Below are 22,439 nucleotides of genomic sequence, written 5' to 3' on the forward strand. Positions count from 1 at the left end.
CGTCCCTGCCGTAGAGCCACGCATGGCGCGGCGCCACAGAACGCAATCTGCGAAGAACCGCCGCCGGGCAGGGCCCGGCACTACCACAGGAACTGCCGATGACTGCAAGCACCGCTCCGCGCTGGCCCGTACGCTATCTGCTCTTCATCGGCGGCCTCGGCGGCCTGCTGTACGGCATCGATATCGGCATCATTGCCGGTGCCCTGCCCTATCTGGAAGCGACCGCCAGCCAGGCCTGGCAGCTCAGCAGCCAGCAGCTGGGATTCGTCGTTGCAGCCGTTCTGCTGGGCAGTGTGCTGTCCTCACTGTTTGCCGGCATGGTGGCCGACCTGATCGGACGCCGCGGCGCGATGCTGCTGGCTGGCGTTCTGTTCACCGCCTCCATTCCCATCATGGCGCTCGCTTCGGGCTACACGCCGCTGCTGCTGGGCCGACTGCTGCAGGGCATCAGCGGCGGCCTGATCGGAGTGGTGGTACCCCTGTACCTGGCCGAGGTGCTCAGTCCGGAGCGGCGTGGCCGGGGTGCAGCGATGTTCCAGCTGCTGCTGACCATCGGACTCGTGCTGGCGGCGCTGATCGGCCTGTACCACGCCCAGGCCGTGGATGCCGCTGCCGAAACCGTGCGCTCGCTGCCGCTGGCACAGCAGGCGCAGGAACTGTTCGCCGTGAAGGACCATGCGTGGCGGACCATCTTCTGGAGCTGCCTGACGCCGGGCCTGGTGTTCTGTGCCGGCATTTTCTGGCTGTCGGAGTCGCCGCGCTGGCTGGTCCGCCGTGGTCGGGTGGACGACGCCCGTCGCAGCCTGCTGCGGGTGCTGCCGGCCGCCGAGGTCGAGCCCACGCTCGCGCGCATCCAGGCACCGGAATCCAGTGGCACGAACGGCAGGCGTGATCCGCTGCTCAGCCGCCGCTACGTGGTGCCGTTCGTGCTGGCCTGCGTGGTCCTGGCCTGCACCCAGGCCACCGGCATCAACTCGGTGCTCGCCTATGCGGTGAACATCCTCAACCAGGCGGGCCTGTCCGGTTCGGTGGCCAATGGCGCCGACGTGGCGATCAAGCTGCTCAATGCGGTGATGACCGTGGTCGCGCTGCTGCTGGTCGATCGCAAGGGCCGCAAGTTCCTGCTGATGCTCGGCAGCGGCGGTATCTGCGTGGCGCTGCTGGCCGCCGCCACCCTGTTTTTCCAGGCCGAACGCGGCCGCGCCGATGTGCAGCCGCAGCTGCAGGCCGCAGCCAGCGGCGATGGCCTGCATCTGGTACTGGACGAGGCACAGTGGCAACGCCTCACTGACGGCATCGACAGCGAAGGCCGTCCGATGCAGCTGACCGTGTCCTACGCCTATGGCGATTTTACCAACGTGCGCGCACTTCGCAGTGACAACCTGATCGATCGCGGGCTGCGCATCGACCGTGCCGGCACCGTGCAGCCGGACAGCGTCATCGGCGCCTTCTTCCGCACCCTGCACCTGAATCCGTTCGCAGACCCGGCCGGCGCAGCGCACGCACCGCTGCGCATCGAGCAGGCGCGGATCGGACCGGTGCCAACGCCGGCCCACGGCTGGGCGGTGGCCGCCTGCATCCTCGTGTTCGTTGCCTTCTTCGCGGTGGGCCCTGGCGTCTGCGTATGGCTGGCACTGTCCGAGCTGATGCCCAACCGGATCCGCTCCAATGGCATGAGCATCGCGCTGCTGATCAATCAGTTCGTGTCCACCACCATCGCCGCGATCTTCCTGCCGACCGTGGGCCACTATGGCTACGCCAGCATGTTCCTGTTCTGGGCGGCATGCACATTCGTGTTCTTCCTGGTGGCTGCGTTCTGGCTGCCGGAAACCAAGGGCAGGTCGCTGGAGGAAATCGAGGCCAGATTCGCGACCAGGCAGCGCTGAGCAGGGTTCAGGGCGCCGGCACCCGCTGGCCGGTGATGTGCCATGCCAGTTCCTGCGCCTCGGCCACGCTGGGCAGGCCACTCAACATCATCGATTCGCCGAACGGGCCAGCCACCGTCGCCACCGTCAGCACGCGGCCATCCACGCTGAGGGCCGCCCGCTGGCCCACGAGTGCGGCCGTGCCATCGTGGATGCGCTGGTGTGCCTCCTTGCGATAGCGGATCTGCAGGCCAGGCTGCTGGCTCTGGTCCAGCACGTAACGCACATCGGCAATGTCGGCACTGCCGGCGATCGGCGGCTCGCGCAGCGCGAGTGTTTCACCCTGCCACTGCACCGGTGTGCCATTGCCGGCAGCATCGACTGCGCTCAGACGCACATCCACGCCCGGACGCGGCGGATGATCCCTGCCAGCCTGCGCATCCGCTGTGGCGCCGGGCATGCAACCGGCCAGGCCCAGCACCGCGACCAGCAGAAACGAACCCGCCGGCCTCACTTCAGCTTCCTCAGCTTGAATGCCACCAGCACCTGCAGCAGCCCATACAGCAGGCTGCCGATGCCGATCCACAGCGTGGTCACGGCCACGCCCGCGTAAGGATTGGCCGCAAACAACAGGCCCAGCACCACCGCCAGCACACCACTGAGTATCAGCAACCACTCGCCCTGGATCTGCCTGCGCACGCGGATTGCGTACACGATGCGATAGATGCCGGCCACCAGCAGCCACGCCGCCAGGAACAGCACCAGCACACTGGCGGTGGCGAGCGGATTGATCACCGCCAGAATGCCGAAACCGAGCGAGGCGATGGCATACAGCGCCAGCCAGCCACGCGAGGCACCGCTGCCACCGCTGATCAGCGCGAACAGGCTGATGACACCTTCGATGATGGCCATCACGCCCAGCGTCCAGGCCAGGGCCGTCGCCGCCGACAGCGGCCAGCCGATCGCGATGATGCCGAAGCCGAGTGCGACCAGGCCATACAGCAGCAGGATCCACCAGCTGCGACCGACCGCCGACAACAGGGGAGAAAAGGGGGAATTCATGACCACTCCTTCGATCCGGAATCGGCTTCATCCTAGCCCTTGGCGATGAAGAGGGCGATCACGGAACCCGTGCGCAGACCCACACGCGCACCTCTGCGGCACCCACGCAGCGTAGTGTCTCGGCGATTTCCATCACGGTGCTGCCGGTGGTCATCACATCATCGACCACGGTCAGCCGCGGCGGCACCGGCGCATGTGCATCGAAGGCGTCGAACAGGTTGTCCCTGCGCTGTTCGGCCGTGCGTTCGGACTGTGGTGCCGTATGCCGGCGACGGTACAGGCCCTGCCAGACCGGCATCGGCAGCAACCGGCATAGTTCGGCGGCCTGGTTGTAACCACGCTGGCGCAGGCGCCGATCATGCAATGGCACCGGCACCAGCGGCGCGCACGACCAGGGCGGCGGCGCGCGTTGCATCAGCTGCGCGAGCAGGCGTCCGGCCGCCAGGTCCTGATGGAACTTGTAGCGCACCAGCAGCTGGTCCACCGGCGGCAGGTACAGCAGGCTCGCGTGCGTGGCCAGCTGCGGTGGTGCCTCCTCGCGGCAGCTGCCGCAGACGATCAGGGCCGCATCCGGCAGCGGCAGCGCGCAGCGCAGGCAGGCGCGACCCGACCACGGCAGTCCGGCGTAGCAGGCCGGACAGAGATCCAGCTCGTCGTGACCCGGGTCATTGCAGACCAGGCAGCGTAGTGGAATCAGCAGGCGCAGCAGCCGTTGCAACGGGGGCCCGGCGACGATGCGGTGGACGATGCGCATGCCGCAGGCTCGCGCATGGCAGGCAGCGACGCCATCGGCGGACGGACCAGACATGGGTCGGTGAAATGCCCGTCATCGTGTGCCGACGGGCATGACCCACCATGCCCCTACTGCATGGCCTGCCAGGGTGGCTGCCGGTCGCCTCTCCCTGGCAGCATCTGCCGGGCACGTACGCGGATCACCTACTTTCGACCGGGATCGACGGACGTGGCATCGGCCGATGGGCCTGGCACCATCAGCAGCTCGGCCAGGCCACGATAGATCGGCACCCGGCACACCAGACCGGATACCCCGCGGGCAATCAGTACCGTGGCCAGAATCGGCAGCAGCAGGTCACCGCTGTCCGTCAGTTCCAGCGAGATGACGGCGGAGGTCAGTGGGGCCTGGGTGACGCCGGTCAGATACGCACACATGCCGAGCAGCACGAACGCGCGTGGATCCACGCCGGGCATCAGCACGGCCAGGTTGTGGCCCAACCCGGCACCGACCGCGAGCGCAGGCGAGAACAGGCCCCCGGGGATACCGGCCACATAGGAGGCCAGGTTGGCCAGCAGCTTCATCAGCCCGAACTCATGACCCACCAGCGCGTGACCCTGCACCAGACTGCGTGCCTGTTCGTAGCCGGTGCCGAACGCACCTTCACCAAACAGCATCGCCAGCGCCACCACCACCAGGCCGCAGCCGGCGGCCAACAGCACGGGATGGCGCTGGCGCAGTTGCCCCAGCCAGCGCGGACGGCCTGCCGCGCTCGCCAGTACGGCGCGCGCGAACAGTCCTCCCAGCAATCCCGCCACCACACCGCACAGCAGGATCGCCAGCCAGCCCTGGCCCAGCGGAAGCCGCGCCGAAACATGGCCGAAGTAGGTGTAGTTGCCCAGCAGACCCAGCGATACCACACCACCGACGATCACCGCCGTCAGCAGCGTGCCCGAGAAGCGGTGCTCGAAGCGGCCGCTGAGTTCCTCGATGGCGAACACGATGCCTGCCAACGGGGTATTGAAGGCTGCCGCGATGCCTGCGGCGCCGCCCGCCAGCAGGAAGTGCGACAGCTCACGCGGGTCCTTGAAACCAAACCAACGACCGAACAGGTACATCAGGCTTGCACCCACGTGCACGGTCGGACCTTCGCGGCCGACCGAAGCACCGCCCAACAACGACAGTGACGTCAGCAGCAGCTTGCCGGCCGATACCGCCGGTGAAAGATTCGTCGCGCGGAACGAGGCATCCGGCTTGTCCAGCGCAGCGATGACCTGGGGAATGCCGCTGCCGCGGGTAGGCTTCAGTACACCGCTGGTCAGCCATGCCAGCAGCGCGAAGATGCCTGGCGTGAGCAGCAGCGCCCACCACGGCGAATGGGTGGTGATGCGCTGGAACAGATGGAATGCCGCGTCGCTGGCCTTGGCGAACAGGATGGCCACCAGCGCCACGGCTACGGCACCGCCCCAGAGTGCGGCGCGGCGGCGCCAGGCCTCACTGAGTACCAGCGCGCTGATGCGGCCGCGAAGTCGATGGAGATCGGTCATGGGACAGAGTCTGCGCGCCAGCGCTTCCGTAGGGCAGTGGCTACTGTGGCCGGCTGCCTTGCACGAAACGGTGAAACGCGGTCCATCCGCTCCAGTCTGATCAGAGGGTCGCAATGTAAACTAGAAATCAATGTAATTGGTTGACAGAAGCATCAGCGCTACCCACACTGCCGCCCTCGCTCCACTCGTACCCAGGGTCCTGCCATGGCCGCCGCCATCCGCCACGACTGGCAACACGATGAACTGCAGGCGCTGTTCGAACTCCCCCTCCCCGACCTGTTGTTCCGCGCCGCTGCGGTCCATCGCGAGCACTTCGACCCCGCCCGGGTGCAGGTCTCCACGCTGCTGTCGGTGAAGACCGGCGGCTGCCCGGAGGACTGCGCGTATTGTCCGCAGGCCCAGCGCTACAGCACCGGCGTCAACGCACAGAAGCTGATGGACACCGAAGCGGTGCTGGCCAAGGCGCGCCAGGCCAAGGCTGCCGGTGCGTCACGCTTCTGCATGGGCGCGGCCTGGCGGTCGCCAAAGGATCGCGACATCCCGAAAGTGGCGGCGATGATCGCAGGGGTGAAGGCACTGGGCCTGGAAACCTGCGCCACGCTGGGCATGCTCAGTGGCGACCAGGCACGGGCACTGAAGGACGCCGGCCTGGACTACTACAACCACAATCTCGATACCGCGCCGGACTACTACGACTCGATCATCCAGACCCGCCAGTACCAGGACCGCCTGGACACGCTGGAACACGTGCGGGATGCAGGCCTGAAGACCTGCTGCGGCGGCATCGTCGGCATGGGCGAGACGCGGGCGCAGCGCGTGGGCCTGCTGCTGGCCCTGGCCACGCTGCCGGCCCATCCGGATTCGGTGCCGATCAACAGACTGGTGCAGGTGGCCGGTACGCCGCTGCACGGCAGTGCCGAACTGGACCCGTTCGAGTTCGTGCGCATGATCGCGGTGGCACGCATTGCCATGCCGCGTTCGATGGTGCGCCTGTCGGCCGGCCGCGAGGCGATGAGCGACGAACTGCAGGCGCTGTGCTTCCTGGCCGGCGCCAACTCCATCTTCTATGGCGACAGGCTGCTGACCACCGGCAACCCGGAAAGCGAACGCGATCTGGCATTGTTCGCGCGGCTGGGCCTGCAGCCGATGGCGGTGCAGGTGGACGCCGAGGGCCACGACCACGGCGGTACCGTGCATGCCGATATCGGCAGCGATGCACCCGGCTGCGGCTGCGCTCACGCAGCCTGAGACGGGGCCCGAGCAGGCGTCGCGGCAACGCGCTACCCTAGCCGCCCCGTCGCCGCCTCCCGCCGCCATGGCCCGCCCCGACCTCACCGCCCGCATCCAGGACCAGCGCGCGCTGCGCGATGCCCAAGGTCGTCGCCGCCCACGGCGCACGGTCAGCCGTCGCGATGGCGTCTGCCTGGAAGTGGAAGGCCGCTGGCTGACCGGCTTCTGCAGCAACGACTATCTGGGCCTGGCCCAGCAGTTCAGCGTGGTCAATGCATTGCAGGACGCGGCCGCCCGCGAAGGCGCCGGGGCCGGCGCATCGCACCTGGTCTGCGGCCACCACGCGATGCACGATGCTCTGGAACGCGAAATGGCCGAGTGGCTGGGCTACCCGCGCGCACTGCTGTTCGGCAGCGGTTTTGCCGCCAACCTGGCGGTGCAGCAGGCGCTGCTGAGCGAAGAGAACGACGTCTGCGTGCAGGACAAGCTCAATCACGCCAGTCTGCTCGATGCCACGCGGCTGGCCGGTGCGCGTCTGCGCCGCTACCCGCACCTGGATGCGGAAGGGGCCATGCGCCAGCTCAGGCACGCAGCCGATGGCGCAGCGATGCTGGCCACCGATGGTGTCTTCAGCATGGACGGCGACGTCGCGCCGCTGCGCGCACTGTCACTGGTCGCGCGCCTGCAGCAGGCACTGTTCTATGTGGACGATGCACATGGTGTTGGCGTGGTCGGCGATGGCCGGGGCACGGTGGCGGCCGCCGGTCTGGGCGTGAACGACGTGCCGTTGCAACTGGTCACCCTGGGCAAGGCGCTGGGCAGTGCCGGCGCGGTGGTGCTGGGCCGCGAAGACCTGATCGAGCATCTGGCCGAGACCGCCCGCCCCTACATCTACACCACCGCGATGCCGCCGGCGCTGGCGGCGGCGGCACTGGAAGCAGTGCGCCTGGCACGCCGCGACAACTGGCGCCGCACCAAGCTGGTCGACCTGATCGCACTGTTCCGCGGCGAAGCGCGCCGCCACGGGCTGGACCTGATGGCATCGGAGACACCGATCCAGCCCCTGCTGTGCGGCGATGACCACACCGCACTGGCGCTGTCCAAGGCGCTGGAGCAGGCGGGATGGCTGGTCGGAGCGATTCGCCCGCCGACCGTTCCAGAGGGCAAGGCGCGCCTGCGCGTCACCCTCTCTGCCCTGCACACGGCAGACCAGGTGCGGGGGCTGGTCGAGGCCATCGCCAGCGCGCGTGATCGCCTCTCGGTCACGCCGCGCGAGGCCGCGCCACCGCCGTTGCCGGCCCTGGCTTGAGGTTCGGCTGGTTCCCGCATGCATATCGAAGTCGCCGGCCAGGGGCCGGACCTGGTACTGATCCACGGCTGGGCCCTGCAGGGCGGTGTGTTCGCGCCGCTGGTCCAGCGCCTGGCGCAGCAGTTCACCCTGCACCTGGTCGATCTTCCCGGACACGGCCACAGCCGCGAGGACGCTACGCCGTTGCGCCTGCCCTTCGTGGTCAACGCGATCGCCGCCGCCACGCCACCGGCGGTGTGGTGCGGGTGGTCGCTGGGCGGGCTGTTCGCACTGCATGCCGCGGCGACCCTGCCGAAAGTGCGGGGACTGGCGATGATCGCTGCCACGCCCCGCTTCGTGCGCGGCGACGACTGGCCGCATGCGGTGGAGCCGGCCGTGTTCGAGCAGTTCGGCCGTGAGCTGGCCGGCGATTTCGGTGGCACGCTGGAACGATTCCTGGCCCTGGATGTAATGGGTTCGGCGCACGCCCGCGAGGAACTGCGCACCCTGCGCCAGCGCCTGGTGGAACGCGGTGCACCGACCGCACGCGCCCTGCGGGAGGGTCTGCAGCTGCTGGAAAGCACCGACCTGCGCGGCGCCCTGCCGGCACTGGGCAAGCCCAGCCTGTGGATCGCCGGTCAACGCGACAGGCTGGTGCCACCGGCCGCCATACAGGCTGCAGCGGCGCTCGCGCCCGGCGGACAGGCGCTGACCATCGCTCACGGCGGCCACGCCCCCTTCCTCGGCCACGCCGACGAAGTGGCCGCCGTCCTGCAACGCTTCGTTGCCGGCCTGACACCGGCGGATGACGGACAATGACGTTCCTTCGAACTGCGCAGGGCTGACGCATGGATCTGGGTATCAAGGGCCGCTGGGCCCTGGTCTGCGGTGCAAGCAAGGGGCTGGGCCTGGGATGCGCGCGCGCCCTGGCGCGCGAAGGCGTGAACGTGGTGATCGTTGCGCGCGGCGAGGCAGCCCTGCAGGCCGCCGCCGAGCATCTGCGCGCACTGCCCGGCGCCGGCGAGGTGCACGCGGTCGCTGCCGACGTCAGCACAGAAGCCGGACGTGCCGCTGCGTTGGCCGCCTGCCCGCAGGTGGACATCCTGGTCAACAACGCGGGCGGGCCGCCGCCGGGCGATTTCCGCAGCTTCGAGCGTGACGACTGGATCGCTGCACTGGACGCCAACATGCTGGCCCCGATCGCGCTGATCCGCGCCACCGTGGACGCGATGATCGAACGCGGCTTCGGCCGTATCGTCAACATCACCTCGTCGGCGGTGAAGGCGCCGATCGATACCCTGGCGTTGTCCAACGGCGCGCGCAGTGGCTTGACCGGCTTCGTCGCCGGTCTGTCGCGGCGCACGGTCGCCCACAACGTCACCCTCAACAATCTGCTGCCTGGCCAGTTCGACACCGATCGCCTGCGCGCCAACTTCGCCCACAGCGCGGGCAAGGATGGCGATGCCGGAGAGATCGCCGAGCGCCGCCGCCAGCAGATCCCCGCCGGCCGCTTCGGCACCGCCGACGAATTCGGCGCGTCCTGCGCTTTCCTGTGCAGCGCACAGGCCGGCTACATCACCGGGCAGAACCTGCTGATCGATGGCGGCGCCTACCCCGGTACGTTCTGAGAGATCCTGCAATGCCGTCCCACTTCGATCCCCGCCATGTGCGCCGTGCGTTCTCCCGCGCCGCCAGCAGCTACGACGCCGCCGCTGCCCTGCAGCGCGAAGTGCAGTCACGGCTGGTGGAATCGCTGGACTACCTGGAGGCACGCAGGCCCGAGGTGGTGCTGGACATCGGTGCCGGTACCGGCCATGCCAGCGCACTGATGAAGAAGCGCTGGCCGAAGGCCCAGGTGATCGCGCTGGATATCGCCCTGCCGATGCTCGATCAGGCCAGGCGCCAGGCCGGGTGGTGGAAGCCCTTCCAGCGCCTGTGCGCCGATGCGGCGGCGTTGCCGCTGGCCGACAACAGTGTGGATGTGATCTTCAGCAATCTCTGCCTGCAATGGGTGGACGATCTGCCTGCAGTGTTCGCCGGCTTCCGCCGCGTGCTCAAGCCCGGCGGCCTGCTGTTGTGCTCGACTTTCGGGCCGGAAACCCTGATCGAGCTCAACGAAGCGTTCGCTGCTGCCGATGATCGCCCGCACGTCAGCCGTTTCGCGCAGATCGCACAGTTCGGCGACGCGCTGATGATGGCCGGCTTCCGCGACCCCGTGCTGGACCGCGACCTGTTCACCCTGACCTACGAGGATCTGCCCGCCTTGATGCGCGAACTGCGGGCGATGGGCGCGACCAATGCGCGGGTGGACCGTCGGCATACGCTGACCGGCCGCGGGCGCTTCGCCGCTGCGGCGGCCGCCTACGAGCCGATGCGCCGTGCCGATGGCACGCTGCCCAGCAGTTGGGAAGTGATCTATGCCCATGCCTGGGCACCGGACCCGGGCGCGCCGATCCGCGAAGGCGGCCACGACGTGGCCTCGGTACCGGTGTCGGCCATTCCGATCCGCCGCAAGCAGACCTGATCGATCGATCACGGGTGATGCGCCGACCAAGGTCGGCACCCACCCAAGGCAGGCGGCAGCCGCTCAGGTATTGGCCGGCGAACTCAGCGGTGGCCGCACCAGATCGCGATGGAAGAAATAGATTTCCTGCAGCAGGAAACGCCAGCTGGTGTGGAAGCTGCGGAAGCGGGTGCTCGGCGTCGATGACGCCAGCGCATCGATGCCCAGCGCCCGGCTCAGGCGCAGCGCGCGTGCCATGTGCAGCGGATCGCTGACGATGATCACCCGGTGCAGGTTGCGCTGGTCCATCAGCCGCTTGGCCTCGATCAGATTCTGCACGGTGTTGCGCGAGGCGGTTTCAATCAGGATCGCGTCGTCCGGAACGCCGTGCTTGAGCGCATAGCGCCGCGCCACCTGCGATTCGGAGAAGCGGGCACCGCTGCCGCCATATCCTCCGGTGAAGATCAGCAGCGGTGCATACCGGGCCTCGTACAGGTCCAGGCCATGACGGATGCGCTCCTCGAAGACCGGCGACGGCTTGGCGTCATAGGCGGCCGCACCGAGCACGATGATCGCATCGGCCTGGGCGGCCTGATCGCGCTCTCCCACCCAGACGATCCATGCGGTCACGCCCAGCAGCCAGATCACCAGCAGCACGAACAGCCGCCACGCCCAACCGAACAGGCCGGTACGCTCGCGGTGCCGGCCGCGGCTCAAGGCATGCCCCAGCGCAGGGCGGGAAGATCGACGTTGCCACCGGACAGCACCAGGCCCACCCGCTGCCCGGCAAACCGTTCCGGCTGGGACAGCACCGCCGCCAGCACCGTCGCCGAAGACGGTTCAACCACCTGCTTGAGCACCTCCCACAGCAGGCGCATCGCCGCCAGGGTGGCGGCGTCGTCGACCACGATGACCTCCGCCCCGGCAGCACGCAGCAGCGCGAAGTTGGGCGCACCGATCAGGGTGCGCAGGCCATCGCAGACGGTATCGGGGGTGAACGCGCCCTGCCGCTCGCCAGCGGCCAGCGAGCGGGCGGTATCGTCGGCACCAGCCGGTTCGGCCAGCACCAGCCGGGTCTGCGGGCCGGCCAGCTGCAGCGCCAGCGCAGTACCGCTGGCCAGGCCACCACCGCCCACTGGCACCACTAGCACGTCGAACGGCCCGTCGCTGTGCAGCAGTTCCAGCGCAGCGGTGCCCTGCCCTGCCATCACCGCCGGATCGGCATACGGGTGCACCAGGGTTGCACCGGTGTCGGCCTGCACCCTGGCGCAGGTGGCCTCACGCTCGGCAATGGTCGGCGCGCAACGCCAGAGCGTGGCTCCATGGCGCGCGATGTTGGCCAGCTTGGCGGCGACAGCGCCCTCGGGCACCACCACATGGCAGGGAATGCCCCGCGTCCGTGCCGCCAGCGCCAGGGCCGCGCCATGATTTCCCGATGAATGGGTGACCACACCTCGTGCGGCGCGCTCGTCCGACAGCGACCAGACGGCGTTGCAGGCGCCCCGGAACTTGAACGCGCCGCCCCGCTGCAGGTGCTCGGCCTTGAAGGCCAGGCGTGCGCCGGCAAGCGTGTCGAGGGTGCGCGAGCGCAGCACCGGCGTCACACTTGCGTGCGGCGCGATCCTCGCGGCGGCAGCCAGGACATCTTCGGCACGGGGCAACAGTGAATCGCTCATGACGCAAGATTAACGTATGCCCTCGTGCTGGCGACCCCGGCACGGGTCATGCCAGCATGCAGGCCTTCGCCGCCATTCATCCTGGGTGGTGGAATTAAGGGCCGATTCAATGCCCACGCCCGAAGCTGACTGCACACCCGTTCTGGGGGGACCCACATGAAAACGCGCCTGATGCTTGCCGGTGGCCTGTTGCTGGCCCTGACCGGCTGCACCACCTACGACTATGTCGGCGGTGGCCGCAGCGGCAGCTACTACCACGGTGCGCCGTCGGTGGAGTACCGCTACCCCGCCGGCTATCCCTACAACTACGGCCCGTACTACGGAGGCTATGGCGGCTATTACGGCGGCTATGGCTACCCGTATTACTCGCGTCCGATCTATCGTCCACCGCACAATCACCGCCCGCCACCGCGCCCGCCGGGCAATGGCGAGAACCGTCCGCCGCGTCCGCCGCGCGAGAACAATGGTGGTTCACCGTGGCGGAACATGGACTCGATGCGACGCCCGCCGCAGCCGAGCGTGCAGCGCCCGGCACCGAGTGCGCCCAGGATGAACGGTTCCCCCTGGCGCAACATGGATCGTGCGACGCAGCGCACACTTGAGCGCTGAACCGTCTTGCATTTCACACGGTCCAAGCGGCAATCTAAAGCGGTTGTGACGGCCCGCGTCACAAAGTGACAAGAAGCGGTATGGGCCGTCGCGGAAAGCTCTACGTCGATATCCGACAGGAACATCTGGATCCCCCCTGTTCCGGCCCTGTCGGATGTCGGCACCTCTGAAGGCAGACGGCCCCGCAATGCGGGGCCGTCTGTTTTTGCGGATGCCTTCCGCGAAGAAAAACAGGGCCGGACAGTCCCCCGACTGCCGGCCCTCTGCTCCCCCATCGTGCGCCTGTACCGGCCCCTGTTCCAATTCCGGTCACGGGCGCCTTCGGCGCCAGCCACGATGGGTGCTATTGGGTTATCTGCAAAAATCCTGCCAACTTTAGGGTCAATTTCGTCCGGCCCTGGCTTCTCCGGGCGTCGCCCTGCCGAATGGCGCTAAAATCGCCACCCCGGCACCGCCTCCGGCCGCGCCCGCCCCCATCGACTCCGCCCCCATGACCCACTCCTTCCATCGTTACGACGTCATCGTCATCGGCGGTGGCCACGCCGGCACCGAGGCCGCGCTGGCCGCGGCCCGCACCGGCGTGCGCACCCTCCTGCTGACCCACAACATCGAAACGGTGGGCGCGATGAGCTGCAATCCGGCCATCGGCGGTATCGGCAAGGGCCATCTGGTCAAGGAGATCGACGCCCTTGGCGGGGCGATGGCGCATGCCGCCGACCGCGCCGGCATCCAGTGGCGCACGCTCAATGCCTCCAAGGGTCCGGCGGTGCGCGCCACCCGCTGCCAGGCCGACCGCAACCTGTACCGCATGGCGATCCGCGCCCTCGTCGAGGGCCAGGCCAACCTGACCGTGTTCCAGGCGGCCGTCGATGATCTGGTCATCGAGGGCGACGCCGTGCGCGGCGTCATCACCCAGACCGGCCTGCGCTTCGATGCGGAGGCGGTGGTGCTGACCGCCGGCACCTTCCTGGCCGGCAAGATCCACGTCGGTCCGACCCAGTACGCCGCCGGCCGCATGGGCGATCCGCCGGCCACCACGCTGGCCGCACGCCTGCGCGAGCGCCCGTTCCAGGTCGACCGCCTGAAGACCGGCACGCCACCGCGCATCGACGGCCGCTCGCTGGATTACGGCGTGATGGACGAGCAGCCCGGTGACACGCCGCGGCCGGTGATGTCCTTCCTCGGCTCGGTGGACGAACATCCGCAGCAGGTCAGCTGCTGGATCACCCATACCACCGAGCAGACCCACCAGATCATCCGTGACGCCCTGCACCGCTCGCCGCTGTACAGCGGCCAGATCGAAGGCATCGGCCCGCGTTACTGCCCCTCCATCGAGGACAAGGTGGTGCGCTTCGCCGAAAAGGCCAGCCACCAGATCTTCGTCGAGCCTGAGGGGCTGGGCATCGTCGAGATCTATCCCAACGGCATCTCCACCTCGCTGCCGTTCGACGTGCAGCTGGAGATGGTGCGCAGCATCCGGGGCTTCCAGAACGCGCACATCACCCGCCCGGGCTACGCCATCGAGTACGACTTCTTCGATCCGCGCGGGTTGAAGGCTTCGCTGGAAACCAAGCTGGTCAACGGCCTGTTCTTCGCTGGCCAGATCAACGGCACCACCGGTTATGAAGAGGCGGCCGCGCAGGGCCTGCTGGCCGGCCTCAATGCGGCCCGCCAGGTGCGCGGCCTGGATGGCTGGTGCCCGCGCCGCGACGAAGCGTATCTGGGCGTGCTGGTGGATGATCTGATCACCCACGGCACCAACGAGCCGTACCGCATGTTCACCAGCCGCGCCGAGTACCGGCTGCAGCTGCGCGAGGACAACGCCGACCAGCGCCTGACTCCGGTTGGCCGCGACATGGGACTGGTCGATGATCGGCGCTGGATGGCGTTCGAGGCCAAGCAAGCTGCCGTAGCCGCCGAACGTGCGCGGCTGGGGGCGCTGTGGGCGACCCCGGCCAATGCCCTGGGCCGCGAAGTGCAGGACACGCTGGGGGTGACTGTCAGCCGCGAAACCAATGTGCTCGACCTGATCAAGCGCCCCGAGCTGGATTACGCGCAGCTGATGCAGGTGCCCTCGCTCGGCCCGGCAGTGGCCGATGGCAAGGTGGCCGAGCAGGTCGAGATCGGCGTGAAATACGCCGGCTACCTGGACCGCCAGCGCGACGAGATCGCGCGCCAGCAGCGGCACGAAGCCACGCCGATCGCTGAAGGCTTCGACTACGCCAGCGTGCGTGGCCTGTCGGCCGAAGTGCTGCAGAAGCTGGAACGTGTGCGTCCGCAGACCATTGGCCAGGCGCAGCGCATCCCCGGCATGACGCCGGCCGCGATCTCGCTGCTGCTGGTGCACCTGGAGCGTGCACGGCGCGGACGCGTGGCGTAACGCAGCATCGACGGTGGCGCCGGGCCATGCCCGGCGAGCGCAGCGGCCCGCGTATCATCGTCGCGATCGCCCTGATTTCCGGAGACACCGATGACCCCGCTGCGCCCTTTCCGCGACAAGATGCCGGTGCTCGGCGCACGCGTATACGTCGACCCGGCGTGTACCCTCATTGGTGACGTGGAGCTTGCCGACGATGTTTCGATCTGGCCGGGTACCGTCATCCGTGGCGACGTCAATTTCGTCCGCATCGGCGCCCGCACCAACGTGCAGGACGGCACCATCATCCACGTCAGCCATCACAGCCCGTACAACAAGGCCGGCCATCCGACCCTGATCGGCGAAGGCGTGACAGTCGGCCACGGCTGCATCATCCATGCCTGCAGCATCGGCGATTACAGCCTGATCGGAATGGGCGCCTGCATCCTCGATGGCGCGCGCGTGGAGCGCCACGGCTTCGTCGGTGCTGGTGCAGTGGTGGGTCCGGGCAAGGTGGTCGGCGAAGGCGAACTCTGGCTGGGCAATCCCGCCCGGCCGGCGCGCATGCTGAGCGACAGGGAGATCGAGTCGCTGCATTACTCGGCCGACCACTACGTCCGGCTGAAGGACGAATACCTGGGCTGAGGCCCTCGACTGCCGGCGCGCTCTGCTAAAGTCTGGGCCCGACCAGGAACTGTCGAGACCCCCATGCCTGTGGTTGCCAGCCGGAGAGGACTCCAGCGCCAACAACGAAGGCCGTCGCTCTGATGGCCGCACCGATGCTCGACACCTACCGCGAGGTGGTGACGCCGGAAGGCGTGCCGCTGCAGCTGCCGGCCGCCGGTCCGGTGCCACGTGCGCTGGCCTGGCTGGTCGATCTGGCCATTCGTTTCGCGATTCTTGCCGCGCTGTCGATCCCGCTGGCACTGTTGAAGGAATTCGGCACCGGCCTCTACCTGGCCCTGATGTTCCTGGTGTACTGGGCGTATCCGATCGTCTGCGAGGCGCTGTGGGGCCGCACCCCGGGCAAGCGCGCGCTGGGCCTGCGCGTGCTGGCCCGTGATGGCGCGCCGGTGGGCTGGATGGCGGCGATCACCCGCAACCTGCTGCGGACCGTCGACATGCTGCCGTTCGCCTACGCGCTGGGCCTGCTCAGCAGCCTGTTCGACGCGCACGGCCGCCGCCTGGGCGATCTGGTCGCCGGCACCGTGGTGGTGCACGCGCCGGCGCTGTACCTGCCGCCGCCGGCCACCATCGACAGCGTGCTGGCGCCGCCGCAGCCGCTGCGGCCGGAGGAACAGGCGGCGCTGCTGGCCTTCGCCGAGCGTGCCCCGCGGCTGGCACCGCTCCGCCAGCAGGAACTGGCCGCCATCGCCGAACCATTGACCGGCACCCATGGCCAGGTCGGCGTGCTGCGCCTGTATGCGATGGCCAACTGGTTGCTGGGACGGCGATGAAGCAGGAACAGTTCGTCGCCCGCCATCAGCAGGAATGGCTGGACCTGGAGCAGTGGCTGCTGATGCGTGCCGGCGCCTCCCGCCGTCGCCGCCGCCAGCCCGCGGCCACCACGCTGGACGACACTGCGTTTCCACAGCGTTACCGGCGGCTGTGCCAGCAGCTGGCACTGGCCCGTGAGCGGGGCTACAGCCCGCAGCTGGTGCAGCGCCTGCAACAGCTGATGCAGCAGGGCCACAGCGTGCTGTACCGGACGCCTCCCACGCGCTGGCGGCGCGCGCTTGAATTCCTGGTGGCCGATTTCCCGCTGCTGGTGCGCAGCCAGGCACGCAGCATGTGGGCCGCCCTGGCGATGTTCGCGCTGCCGGCGGTGGGCTGCTTCGTGCTGGTGCAGCTGTACCCGGACCTGATCCACCAGGTGATGGACAACCGCCAGATCGCCGAAATGGAACGCATGTACGACCCGGCTGCCGAACGCCTGGGCCGCGACAGCGGTACTGACTGGATGATGTTCGGCCACTACATCATGAACAACATCAGCATCGCCCTGCGCACTTTCGCCAGTGGCCTGCTGGCCGGGCTGGGCACGCTGCTGGTGCTGTTGTTCAACGGCGTCATCATCGGCGCGGTGGCCGGCCACCTGCAGCACATCGGCCATGGTGATCCCTTCTGGCGCTTCGTGGTCGGCCACGGTGCATTCGAGCTCACCGCCATCGTCATCGCAGGCGGCGCCGGTCTGCAGCTGGGCATGAAGCTCCTGGCGCCCGGACGCCGCAGCCGCCTGGACGCACTGGTCGAAGGTGGCCGCATCGGTGCCCGGCTGTGCCTGGGCGTGGCCTTCATGCTGCTGGTCGCGGCGTTCGTGGAGGCGTTCTGGTCGTCCATTGCCGAAGTGCCGGCGTGGGGCAAGTTCAGTGTGGCCGGGGTGCTGTGGGCCGGCGTGCTGCTGTGGTTGTGGCGTGGCGGACGCGGAGGCGGCGATGCGCATTGATCGCCTGGACGTCGTGCTGCGCGCACGCAGCGGCTGGGAAGCGATGGAGCTGGGCAGCGCGCTGACCCGCCGGCATGCGCGTGCGGTGTGGGGCAGCTGGCTGCTGGCCAGCGCACCACTGTTCGTGATCGCCAACGCACTGGGCTGGTGGCTGGACGCATTTGGCCTGGCCTGGCTGCTGATGTGGTGGTGCAAGCCCGTGTTCGAACGCGCGCCGCTGTATGTGCTGTCACGCGGTGTGTTCGGCGAGCCGGTCACCGCCCTGGCCGCCCTGCGGGCACAGCGGCAGTGGGGCAACCGTGGTTTCTGGGGCTACCTGGGCTGGCGTCGCTTCAGCGTGCTGCGCAGCCTGTGCCTGCCGGTCAACCTGCTGGAGGGCAACACCGCCGAACAGCGTGGCCCGCGCCGGCGCGCGGTCGCCGCCGGCGCGGCGGGTCCGGCGCTGGTGCTGACCGTAGCCTGCATGGTGTTCGAGGGCGTACTGGTCGCAGGCGCGATCGGCGCGGTGTTCATGTTCATCCCGTTCGAGCTGCTCTCCGATTCCTGGCGCGCGGCCTGGGACATGATCGGCAAGGACACGCCCGCCTGGGCGAAGCTGGGATTCAATCTGGCCTGCTGGCTGGCCTCCGTGCTGATCGGGCCGTTCTACGTCGGCGCCGGGTTCGGCCTGTACTTGAATCGACGTACGCAGATGGAAGCCTGGGACGTGGAGATCGCCCTGCGCCGGCTGCGCGAACGCCTGCTGCCGGTTGCCTCGTCGCTGGCGCTGCTGCTGTGCCTGGCACTGCCGCTCACCTCCATGCCGGTGCACGCGCAGGAGGGTGACGCATCGAGCAACCGCAAGAGCGACGCGCGCCGGGCACCGCAGATCAACCCCGGCGATACACCCGCCATGATCTTCGGCGACACCCCGGTGGATACCGCGGGCTTCCGCCAGGCCGTGAGCCGCGCCTACGAGGATCCATTGCAGCGCCCGACCCGCCAGGTCACGCAGTGGAAAGCGATCGAAGAGGCGGAAGAGAAAAAGGACGCACGCAAGGAACTGGAACGCGACGGCAGCAGCCAGAGCCAACGCACGTCGCGCAGCAGCAGCATCGCCTGGCTGGCGCGATTGGCCGAATGGGGCCTGTGGGGCCTGCTCGGTGCTCTCCTTCTGGTGCTGGTGCTGACTGCACGGTTGTGGCTGCCGTGGCTGCGCGGCTCGGGCCGCCGCCGGGCCGCAGCGGCGCCGCACGTGGTCGAGGAACAGGTCGAGCTGCCGGTGGTGCTGCCGCCGGACGTGGCGACCCAGGCTGGTCTGCTGTGGGACCAGGGCCGGCCGCGCCAGGCGCTGGCCCTGTTGTACCGGGCCAGCGTGCGCACGGTCAGCGAGCGTGCCGGCATCGCACTGCCTCCGGGCGCCACCGAATCGCAGTGCCTGCGTGCCTCGCGACGCATGCCCGACAGCGTCGACCGTGAACTGTTCGCGCGCATCGTGCGGATGTGGCAATACGCCGCCTACGGTGGTCACCTGCCCAGCCGCGGCGATTTCGATGCGCTGGCCACGACCCTGCGCCAGCAGTACGGGTGGCAGGCATGAACCCGCGCCTGTTCTGGTCACTGTTGCTGGGGACGCTGCTGCTGCTCGGCGTGCCACTGGCGATCCTGTTCATGCGTACCCATGAGCGGGTCACCGAAACGGTCACGCTGCCACCGCAGGGCGAGGCCCGTTACAACCCGCTGTACGTGCTCGGGCAGGCGCTGCGCGCCGATGGCATCGAGGTGCATGCGCGGCCGCGGCTGGACCTGCAGCAGATGGCGCTGGGGCCGCAGGACACGGTGGTGCTGCTGCAGGACAGCAGCGAGCTGCCGGCGCCGGCCGCCAGGGCGCTGTTGGCGTGGGTCGACGGCGGTGGCCATCTGCTGCTGCGCACGCCGCCGCCGGCCGAGGACGATGCCGGCAGTACGCAGGGGCCGCTGCTGGATGCACTCGGCGTGGACAGCCTTTACCAGCGCAGCGACTGCCAGCCCTTCCATGTCCAGGACGATCCCGGCCACGTGGAATTCTGCCAGGGCCGCCGCTTCACGCTAGGCTTCGCCGCCGAGGCGCGGACCGAACGCCGGTGGGGCAGCGGGCACGACCTGGTGTTCGCGCGCCTGCGTCACGGCCAGGGCCGGGTGAGCGTGCTGGCGGACATGGATTTCATGCGCAGCGAAGTGGAGTCGCAGGCCGCGCGGATGGCCGCAGCCAAGGGCCAGACCAGCGACGGCCTACACGACCGTTCCCACCGCGATCTGACCCGCTACCTGCTCGATCCCAATTACGGCAAGGGCGCCATGTGGCTGGTCTATGCCAGTCGTCCGCCGTCACTGTGGGTGCGCCTGTTCTACCAGGGCTGGCCGCTGTGGGTACCGCTGCTGATGGCACTGCTGGCCTGGCTGTGGGCGCGCTCGCAGCGGTTCGGCAGCCTGTTGCCATCGCCCGTGATCGAGCGCCGCTCGCTGCTGGAACATGTGCGCGCCAGCGGCGAACTACTGCTGCGCTTCGGCCAGGGCGTGCGCCTGTACCAGGCCGTGCATGCCCTGTTCGTGCATCGCCTGCGCCTGCGCGCGCCACTCGCTGCTGCGCTGGAAGGCGCGCCACGCGAACAGGCCATCGCCGAAATGCTGCAGTGGCCGCGCAGCCGCGTTGCCAGTGCCCTGACTCCGCCTCCGCCGCACGATTCCTCCGCCCTGCGCGAGCGCATCCGCTTGCTGCTCCAGATGAGATCCCTGCTATGACCGAAGTCCCCGAACGTCCGGCGGCCGCCAATGCCCGCCTGATCGAACGCGTCGACGCCATCCGCCAGGCCGTCGGCCACGCCTTCATCGGCCAGGCCGACGTGCTTGACCAGATCCTCGTTGCCCTTCTGGCTGGCGGCCATGTCCTGATCGAAGGCGTGCCCGGACTGGGCAAGACACTGCTGGTGCGCGCACTGGCGCAGGCACTGGAACTGGACTATGGCCGCGTGCAGTTCACGCCGGACCTGATGCCCAGCGATGTCAGCGGCCACGCCGTCTACGATCCGAAGAGCGAGAGCTTCAAGATCCGTCGCGGGCCGGTGTTCACCAACCTGCTGCTGGCCGACGAGATCAACCGGGCACCGGCCAAGACCCAGTCCGCACTGCTGGAAGTGATGCAGGAGGGCCAGGTGACCATCGAAGGCAAGGCGTTCACCCTGGCGCCCCCGTTCATGGCCCTGGCCACGCAGAACCCGCTGGAACAGGAAGGCACCTACCCGCTGCCGGAAGCGCAGCTGGATCGCTTCCTGTTGAAGGTGCTGATCGACTATCCGCAGCTGGAGGACGAGAAACGCATGGTCACGGACATCACCCGTGGCCGCGCCGCCAGCGATTTCGATCTGAGCCGGGTGCCGCGCGTACTGGGCGCCGGAGAACTGCTGCAGCTGCAGCAGGCCACGGCCGCGATCACCGTCGATGACGAGGTGATCGACTACGCCGTGCGCATCGTCGCCGCCACCCGGCAATGGCCCGGTATCGCCGTGGGCGCTGGACCGCGCGGCAGCATCGCACTGGTGCGTGCTGCGCGCGCGCAGGCCGTGCTGGCCGGTCGTGACTTCGTCACCCCCGATGACGTGCGCGACATCGCGCGTCCGGCGCTGCGCCACCGTATCGCGCTGGCACCGGAACTGCAGATCGAAGGCCAGGACGCCGACGATGTGCTGGGTGCGCTGCTGGCCAAGGTGGAAGCACCGCGCCGATGAGGCCTGCGCCGCTGCTGCTGGTCCTGCTGCTGGCCTGGGCTGCGCTGGGAGGCGTGGTGCTGGCCGGCGCGTTGCCGCGCTGGAGCTGGGCACTGGTCGCCACGGTGATCGGTACGCTGGCGTTGCTGGACCTGTGGCGGCAGGCCCGGCGACCGTCGCCACAGGTGCAGCGCGAGCTGCCCGAAGCGCTGGCCCTGGGCGTGCGCCGCGAGGTGGGCCTGCGCCTGCAGACCACAGAGCCGATGCGGGTGCAGGTATTCGATCTGGTGCCGGGTGGCTGGCCGCTGGAGTCGCTACCCCAGCGCGTGCAGCTGCGTCCCGGGCATGCCTGCGCGCTGCACTACACCCTGCAGCCGCAGCAGCGCGGACGCTTCCGCTTCGAGGGCGTGCAGCTGCGCATCCGCTCGCCATGGCGCCTGTGGTGGCAGCAGCGCACCCTGCCCCCTCTGCTGGACGTCCGCGTCTATCCGAACTTCGTGCCGCTGACCCGCTTCGCGCTGTTCAGCGCCGATCAGGCCTCACGCCTGGTGGGCGCCCACGTGAAACGCCGGCGTGGTGAGGGCACTGACTTCCACCAGATGCGCGAGTACCGCGTCGGCGACAGCCTGCGCCAGCTCGACTGGAAGGCCACCGCCCGCGCACGCAAGCTGATCTCCCGCGAGTACCAGGACGAGAAGAACCAGCAGTTGCTGCTGATGCTCGACAGTGGCCGCCGCATGCTGGCCAGCGAAGGCGGACTCTCGCACTTCGACCATGCCTTGAACGCCTCGCTGGTGGTCGCCTATCTGGCGTTGCGGCAGGGCGATGCGGCTGGCCTGTTCGCCGTCGGCGGCGAGCGTCGGTGGGTGCAGCCACAGCGCGGCATGGGCACCGTCGAGCATCTGCTGCGGGCCAGCTACGACCTGCAGCCGCAGCCGGTGGCCACCGATTACCTGGCCGCCGCCACCGAAGTATCCCTGCGCCAGCGACGCCGTGCGCTGGTGATGCTGGTCAGCAACGTGCGCGACGAAGACATCGAGGACCTCCTGGCCGCGGTGCGCCTGCTGCAGCGCCGCCACCTGGTGTGCGTGGCCAGCCTACGCGAGCACGAGCTGGACGGCGCGCTCGAAGGCGAGGTGCATACGCTGGAGGACGCCGCGCAGGCCGGCGCCGCGGCGCTGTACCTGCAGCAGCGCGCGAAGGCGCACGAAGCACTGCGCAGCGAGAAGGTAATGGTTCTGGACGTGACCGCCGATGCCCTGCCGGCCGCGCTGGTGGAACGCTACCTGGCCGTGAAGCGCGAAGGCCTGCTCTGACCGGTAGCGCCGGGCCATGCCCGGCGGATCACCGCACACGCCGGGCATGGCCCGGCGCTACCGTCCACTACGTGTGCGGGTGCGCACCG

At 68.8% G+C, this 22,439-nt stretch carries 21 protein-coding genes; 15 read left to right on the plus strand and 6 right to left on the minus strand.

The genetic code is table 11. The annotated features are described in order from the left end of the window. The first annotated feature begins 98 nt into the window (after positions 1-98). Positions 99-1,886, plus strand: coding sequence for an MFS transporter (locus ACVOME_RS09925; protein WP_065174323.1), 1,788 nt, complete (start codon positions 99-101; stop codon positions 1,884-1,886). A gap of 7 nt (positions 1,887-1,893) precedes the next feature. Here ACVOME_RS09925 and ACVOME_RS09930 read toward each other — a convergent pair whose 3' ends face one another. The 4 genes from ACVOME_RS09930 to ACVOME_RS09945 all read right to left on the minus strand — a co-directional run bounded on the left by ACVOME_RS09930 (position 1,894) and on the right by ACVOME_RS09945 (position 5,204). Continuing rightward, on the minus strand, positions 1,894-2,379 hold the full coding sequence (locus ACVOME_RS09930; protein WP_065174322.1) for a SecDF P1 head subdomain-containing protein: 486 nt from the start codon (positions 2,377-2,379) through the stop codon (positions 1,894-1,896). Further along, a complete protein-coding gene (locus tag ACVOME_RS09935; protein ID WP_065174321.1) occupies positions 2,376-2,927 on the minus strand; it encodes an HdeD family acid-resistance protein in 552 nt (183 codons plus the stop codon). Before ACVOME_RS09935 ends, ACVOME_RS09930 begins: the two co-directional genes overlap by 4 nt. A gap of 58 nt (positions 2,928-2,985) precedes the next feature. Next, entirely contained in the window at positions 2,986-3,681 is a 696-nt protein-coding gene (locus tag ACVOME_RS09940) for a ComF family protein (RefSeq protein WP_065174320.1), read from the minus strand. 182 nt (positions 3,682-3,863) lie between these two features. Then, positions 3,864-5,204 (minus strand): chloride channel protein, encoded by a 1,341-nt coding sequence (locus tag ACVOME_RS09945; RefSeq protein ID WP_065174319.1) that lies wholly within the window; start codon positions 5,202-5,204, stop codon positions 3,864-3,866. Between the two features lie 204 nt (positions 5,205-5,408). On the opposite strand from ACVOME_RS09945, the gene bioB reads away from it, so the two are divergent. The 5 genes from bioB (at position 5,409) to bioC (ending at position 10,246) form a co-directional block, all read left to right on the plus strand. Continuing rightward, complete coding sequence (gene bioB, locus ACVOME_RS09950) at positions 5,409-6,452, plus strand: biotin synthase BioB (RefSeq protein ID WP_346475372.1); 1,044 nt, start codon at positions 5,409-5,411, stop codon at positions 6,450-6,452. A 67-nt stretch (positions 6,453-6,519) separates the two neighbouring features. Continuing rightward, on the plus strand, positions 6,520-7,743 hold the full coding sequence (gene bioF / locus ACVOME_RS09955; RefSeq protein ID WP_481505042.1) for an 8-amino-7-oxononanoate synthase: 1,224 nt from the start codon (positions 6,520-6,522) through the stop codon (positions 7,741-7,743). A gap of 18 nt (positions 7,744-7,761) precedes the next feature. After that, positions 7,762-8,541, plus strand: coding sequence for a pimeloyl-ACP methyl ester esterase BioH (gene bioH / locus ACVOME_RS09960; RefSeq protein ID WP_197571070.1), 780 nt, complete (start codon positions 7,762-7,764; stop codon positions 8,539-8,541). A gap of 29 nt (positions 8,542-8,570) precedes the next feature. Beyond that, complete coding sequence (locus ACVOME_RS09965; RefSeq protein WP_461289907.1) at positions 8,571-9,350, plus strand: SDR family oxidoreductase; 780 nt, start codon at positions 8,571-8,573, stop codon at positions 9,348-9,350. A gap of 11 nt (positions 9,351-9,361) precedes the next feature. Beyond that, positions 9,362-10,246, plus strand: a complete 885-nt coding sequence (bioC, locus tag ACVOME_RS09970; protein WP_053517990.1) for a malonyl-ACP O-methyltransferase BioC — start codon at positions 9,362-9,364, stop codon at positions 10,244-10,246. A 63-nt stretch (positions 10,247-10,309) separates the two neighbouring features. Here bioC and ACVOME_RS09975 read toward each other — a convergent pair whose 3' ends face one another. Both ACVOME_RS09975 and ACVOME_RS09980 read right to left on the minus strand, forming a co-directional pair. Continuing rightward, on the minus strand, positions 10,310-10,942 hold the full coding sequence (locus tag ACVOME_RS09975; protein WP_111187213.1) for a YdcF family protein: 633 nt from the start codon (positions 10,940-10,942) through the stop codon (positions 10,310-10,312). Further along, positions 10,939-11,901 (minus strand): pyridoxal-phosphate dependent enzyme, encoded by a 963-nt coding sequence (locus ACVOME_RS09980; protein ID WP_065174314.1) that lies wholly within the window; start codon positions 11,899-11,901, stop codon positions 10,939-10,941. The genes ACVOME_RS09975 and ACVOME_RS09980 overlap by 4 nt, the downstream gene beginning before the upstream one ends. Positions 11,902-12,057: 156 nt before the next feature. Between ACVOME_RS09980 and ACVOME_RS09985 the strand changes: the two genes are divergently transcribed. The 9 genes from ACVOME_RS09985 (at position 12,058) to ACVOME_RS10025 (ending at position 22,350) form a co-directional block, all read left to right on the plus strand. Then, positions 12,058-12,510 (plus strand): hypothetical protein, encoded by a 453-nt coding sequence (locus tag ACVOME_RS09985; protein WP_481505043.1) that lies wholly within the window; start codon positions 12,058-12,060, stop codon positions 12,508-12,510. 490 nt (positions 12,511-13,000) lie between these two features. Then, entirely contained in the window at positions 13,001-14,890 is a 1,890-nt protein-coding gene (gene mnmG / locus ACVOME_RS09990; RefSeq protein ID WP_164150510.1) for a tRNA uridine-5-carboxymethylaminomethyl(34) synthesis enzyme MnmG, read from the plus strand. Between the two features lie 90 nt (positions 14,891-14,980). Beyond that, complete coding sequence (locus tag ACVOME_RS09995; RefSeq protein WP_053517982.1) at positions 14,981-15,511, plus strand: gamma carbonic anhydrase family protein; 531 nt, start codon at positions 14,981-14,983, stop codon at positions 15,509-15,511. Between the two features lie 122 nt (positions 15,512-15,633). Then, a complete protein-coding gene (locus ACVOME_RS10000) occupies positions 15,634-16,323 on the plus strand; it encodes an RDD family protein (protein ID WP_053517981.1) in 690 nt (229 codons plus the stop codon). Next, the gene (locus ACVOME_RS10005) at positions 16,320-17,312 is read left to right on the plus strand and encodes a stage II sporulation protein M (protein WP_197572683.1); all 993 of its coding nucleotides are present in this window, start codon (positions 16,320-16,322) and stop codon (positions 17,310-17,312) included. Before ACVOME_RS10000 ends, ACVOME_RS10005 begins: the two co-directional genes overlap by 4 nt. After that, complete coding sequence (locus ACVOME_RS10010; RefSeq protein ID WP_053517978.1) at positions 17,302-18,891, plus strand: DUF4129 domain-containing protein; 1,590 nt, start codon at positions 17,302-17,304, stop codon at positions 18,889-18,891. Before ACVOME_RS10005 ends, ACVOME_RS10010 begins: the two co-directional genes overlap by 11 nt. Continuing rightward, positions 18,888-20,072 carry a DUF4350 domain-containing protein gene (locus tag ACVOME_RS10015; RefSeq protein WP_481505044.1) on the plus strand — a complete coding sequence of 395 codons (1,185 nt, stop codon included), beginning with the start codon at positions 18,888-18,890 and terminating at the stop codon, positions 20,070-20,072. Before ACVOME_RS10010 ends, ACVOME_RS10015 begins: the two co-directional genes overlap by 4 nt. Then, positions 20,069-21,055, plus strand: a complete 987-nt coding sequence (locus ACVOME_RS10020; protein WP_065181460.1) for an AAA family ATPase — start codon at positions 20,069-20,071, stop codon at positions 21,053-21,055. The genes ACVOME_RS10015 and ACVOME_RS10020 overlap by 4 nt, the downstream gene beginning before the upstream one ends. Continuing rightward, positions 21,052-22,350: a DUF58 domain-containing protein gene (locus tag ACVOME_RS10025; RefSeq protein WP_065174310.1), complete on the plus strand. Its 1,299-nt coding sequence runs from the start codon at positions 21,052-21,054 to the stop codon at positions 22,348-22,350. The genes ACVOME_RS10020 and ACVOME_RS10025 overlap by 4 nt, the downstream gene beginning before the upstream one ends. Positions 22,351-22,439 lie beyond the last annotated feature (89 nt).

This window comes from Stenotrophomonas sp. STEN008 (assembly GCF_056760435.1).

Excerpts from the sequence above, each read along its gene's own strand:
- ACVOME_RS09995 (WP_053517982.1), top strand. The coding sequence starts at position 14,981 with ATGACCCCGCTGCGCCCTTTCCGCGACAAGATGCCGGTGCTCGGCGCA.
- ACVOME_RS10020 (WP_065181460.1), top strand. The coding sequence starts at position 20,069 with ATGACCGAAGTCCCCGAACGTCCGGCGGCCGCCAATGCCCGCCTGATC.
- ACVOME_RS10025 (WP_065174310.1), top strand. The coding sequence starts at position 21,052 with ATGAGGCCTGCGCCGCTGCTGCTGGTCCTGCTGCTGGCCTGGGCTGCG.
- bioH (WP_197571070.1), top strand. The coding sequence starts at position 7,762 with ATGCATATCGAAGTCGCCGGCCAGGGGCCGGACCTGGTACTGATCCAC.
- ACVOME_RS09985 (WP_481505043.1), top strand. The coding sequence starts at position 12,058 with ATGAAAACGCGCCTGATGCTTGCCGGTGGCCTGTTGCTGGCCCTGACC.
- ACVOME_RS10005 (WP_197572683.1), top strand. The coding sequence starts at position 16,320 with ATGAAGCAGGAACAGTTCGTCGCCCGCCATCAGCAGGAATGGCTGGAC.
- ACVOME_RS10015 (WP_481505044.1), top strand. The coding sequence starts at position 18,888 with ATGAACCCGCGCCTGTTCTGGTCACTGTTGCTGGGGACGCTGCTGCTG.
- ACVOME_RS10010 (WP_053517978.1), top strand. The coding sequence starts at position 17,302 with ATGCGCATTGATCGCCTGGACGTCGTGCTGCGCGCACGCAGCGGCTGG.
- ACVOME_RS09980 (WP_065174314.1), bottom strand. The coding sequence starts at position 11,901 with ATGAGCGATTCACTGTTGCCCCGTGCCGAAGATGTCCTGGCTGCCGCC.
- ACVOME_RS09965 (WP_461289907.1), top strand. The coding sequence starts at position 8,571 with ATGGATCTGGGTATCAAGGGCCGCTGGGCCCTGGTCTGCGGTGCAAGC.
- ACVOME_RS10000 (WP_053517981.1), top strand. The coding sequence starts at position 15,634 with ATGGCCGCACCGATGCTCGACACCTACCGCGAGGTGGTGACGCCGGAA.
- mnmG (WP_164150510.1), top strand. The coding sequence starts at position 13,001 with ATGACCCACTCCTTCCATCGTTACGACGTCATCGTCATCGGCGGTGGC.
- ACVOME_RS09940 (WP_065174320.1), bottom strand. The coding sequence starts at position 3,681 with ATGCGCATCGTCCACCGCATCGTCGCCGGGCCCCCGTTGCAACGGCTG.
- ACVOME_RS09925 (WP_065174323.1), top strand. The coding sequence starts at position 99 with ATGACTGCAAGCACCGCTCCGCGCTGGCCCGTACGCTATCTGCTCTTC.
- bioF (WP_481505042.1), top strand. The coding sequence starts at position 6,520 with ATGGCCCGCCCCGACCTCACCGCCCGCATCCAGGACCAGCGCGCGCTG.
- ACVOME_RS09935 (WP_065174321.1), bottom strand. The coding sequence starts at position 2,927 with ATGAATTCCCCCTTTTCTCCCCTGTTGTCGGCGGTCGGTCGCAGCTGG.
- bioB (WP_346475372.1), top strand. The coding sequence starts at position 5,409 with ATGGCCGCCGCCATCCGCCACGACTGGCAACACGATGAACTGCAGGCG.
- bioC (WP_053517990.1), top strand. The coding sequence starts at position 9,362 with ATGCCGTCCCACTTCGATCCCCGCCATGTGCGCCGTGCGTTCTCCCGC.
- ACVOME_RS09945 (WP_065174319.1), bottom strand. The coding sequence starts at position 5,204 with ATGACCGATCTCCATCGACTTCGCGGCCGCATCAGCGCGCTGGTACTC.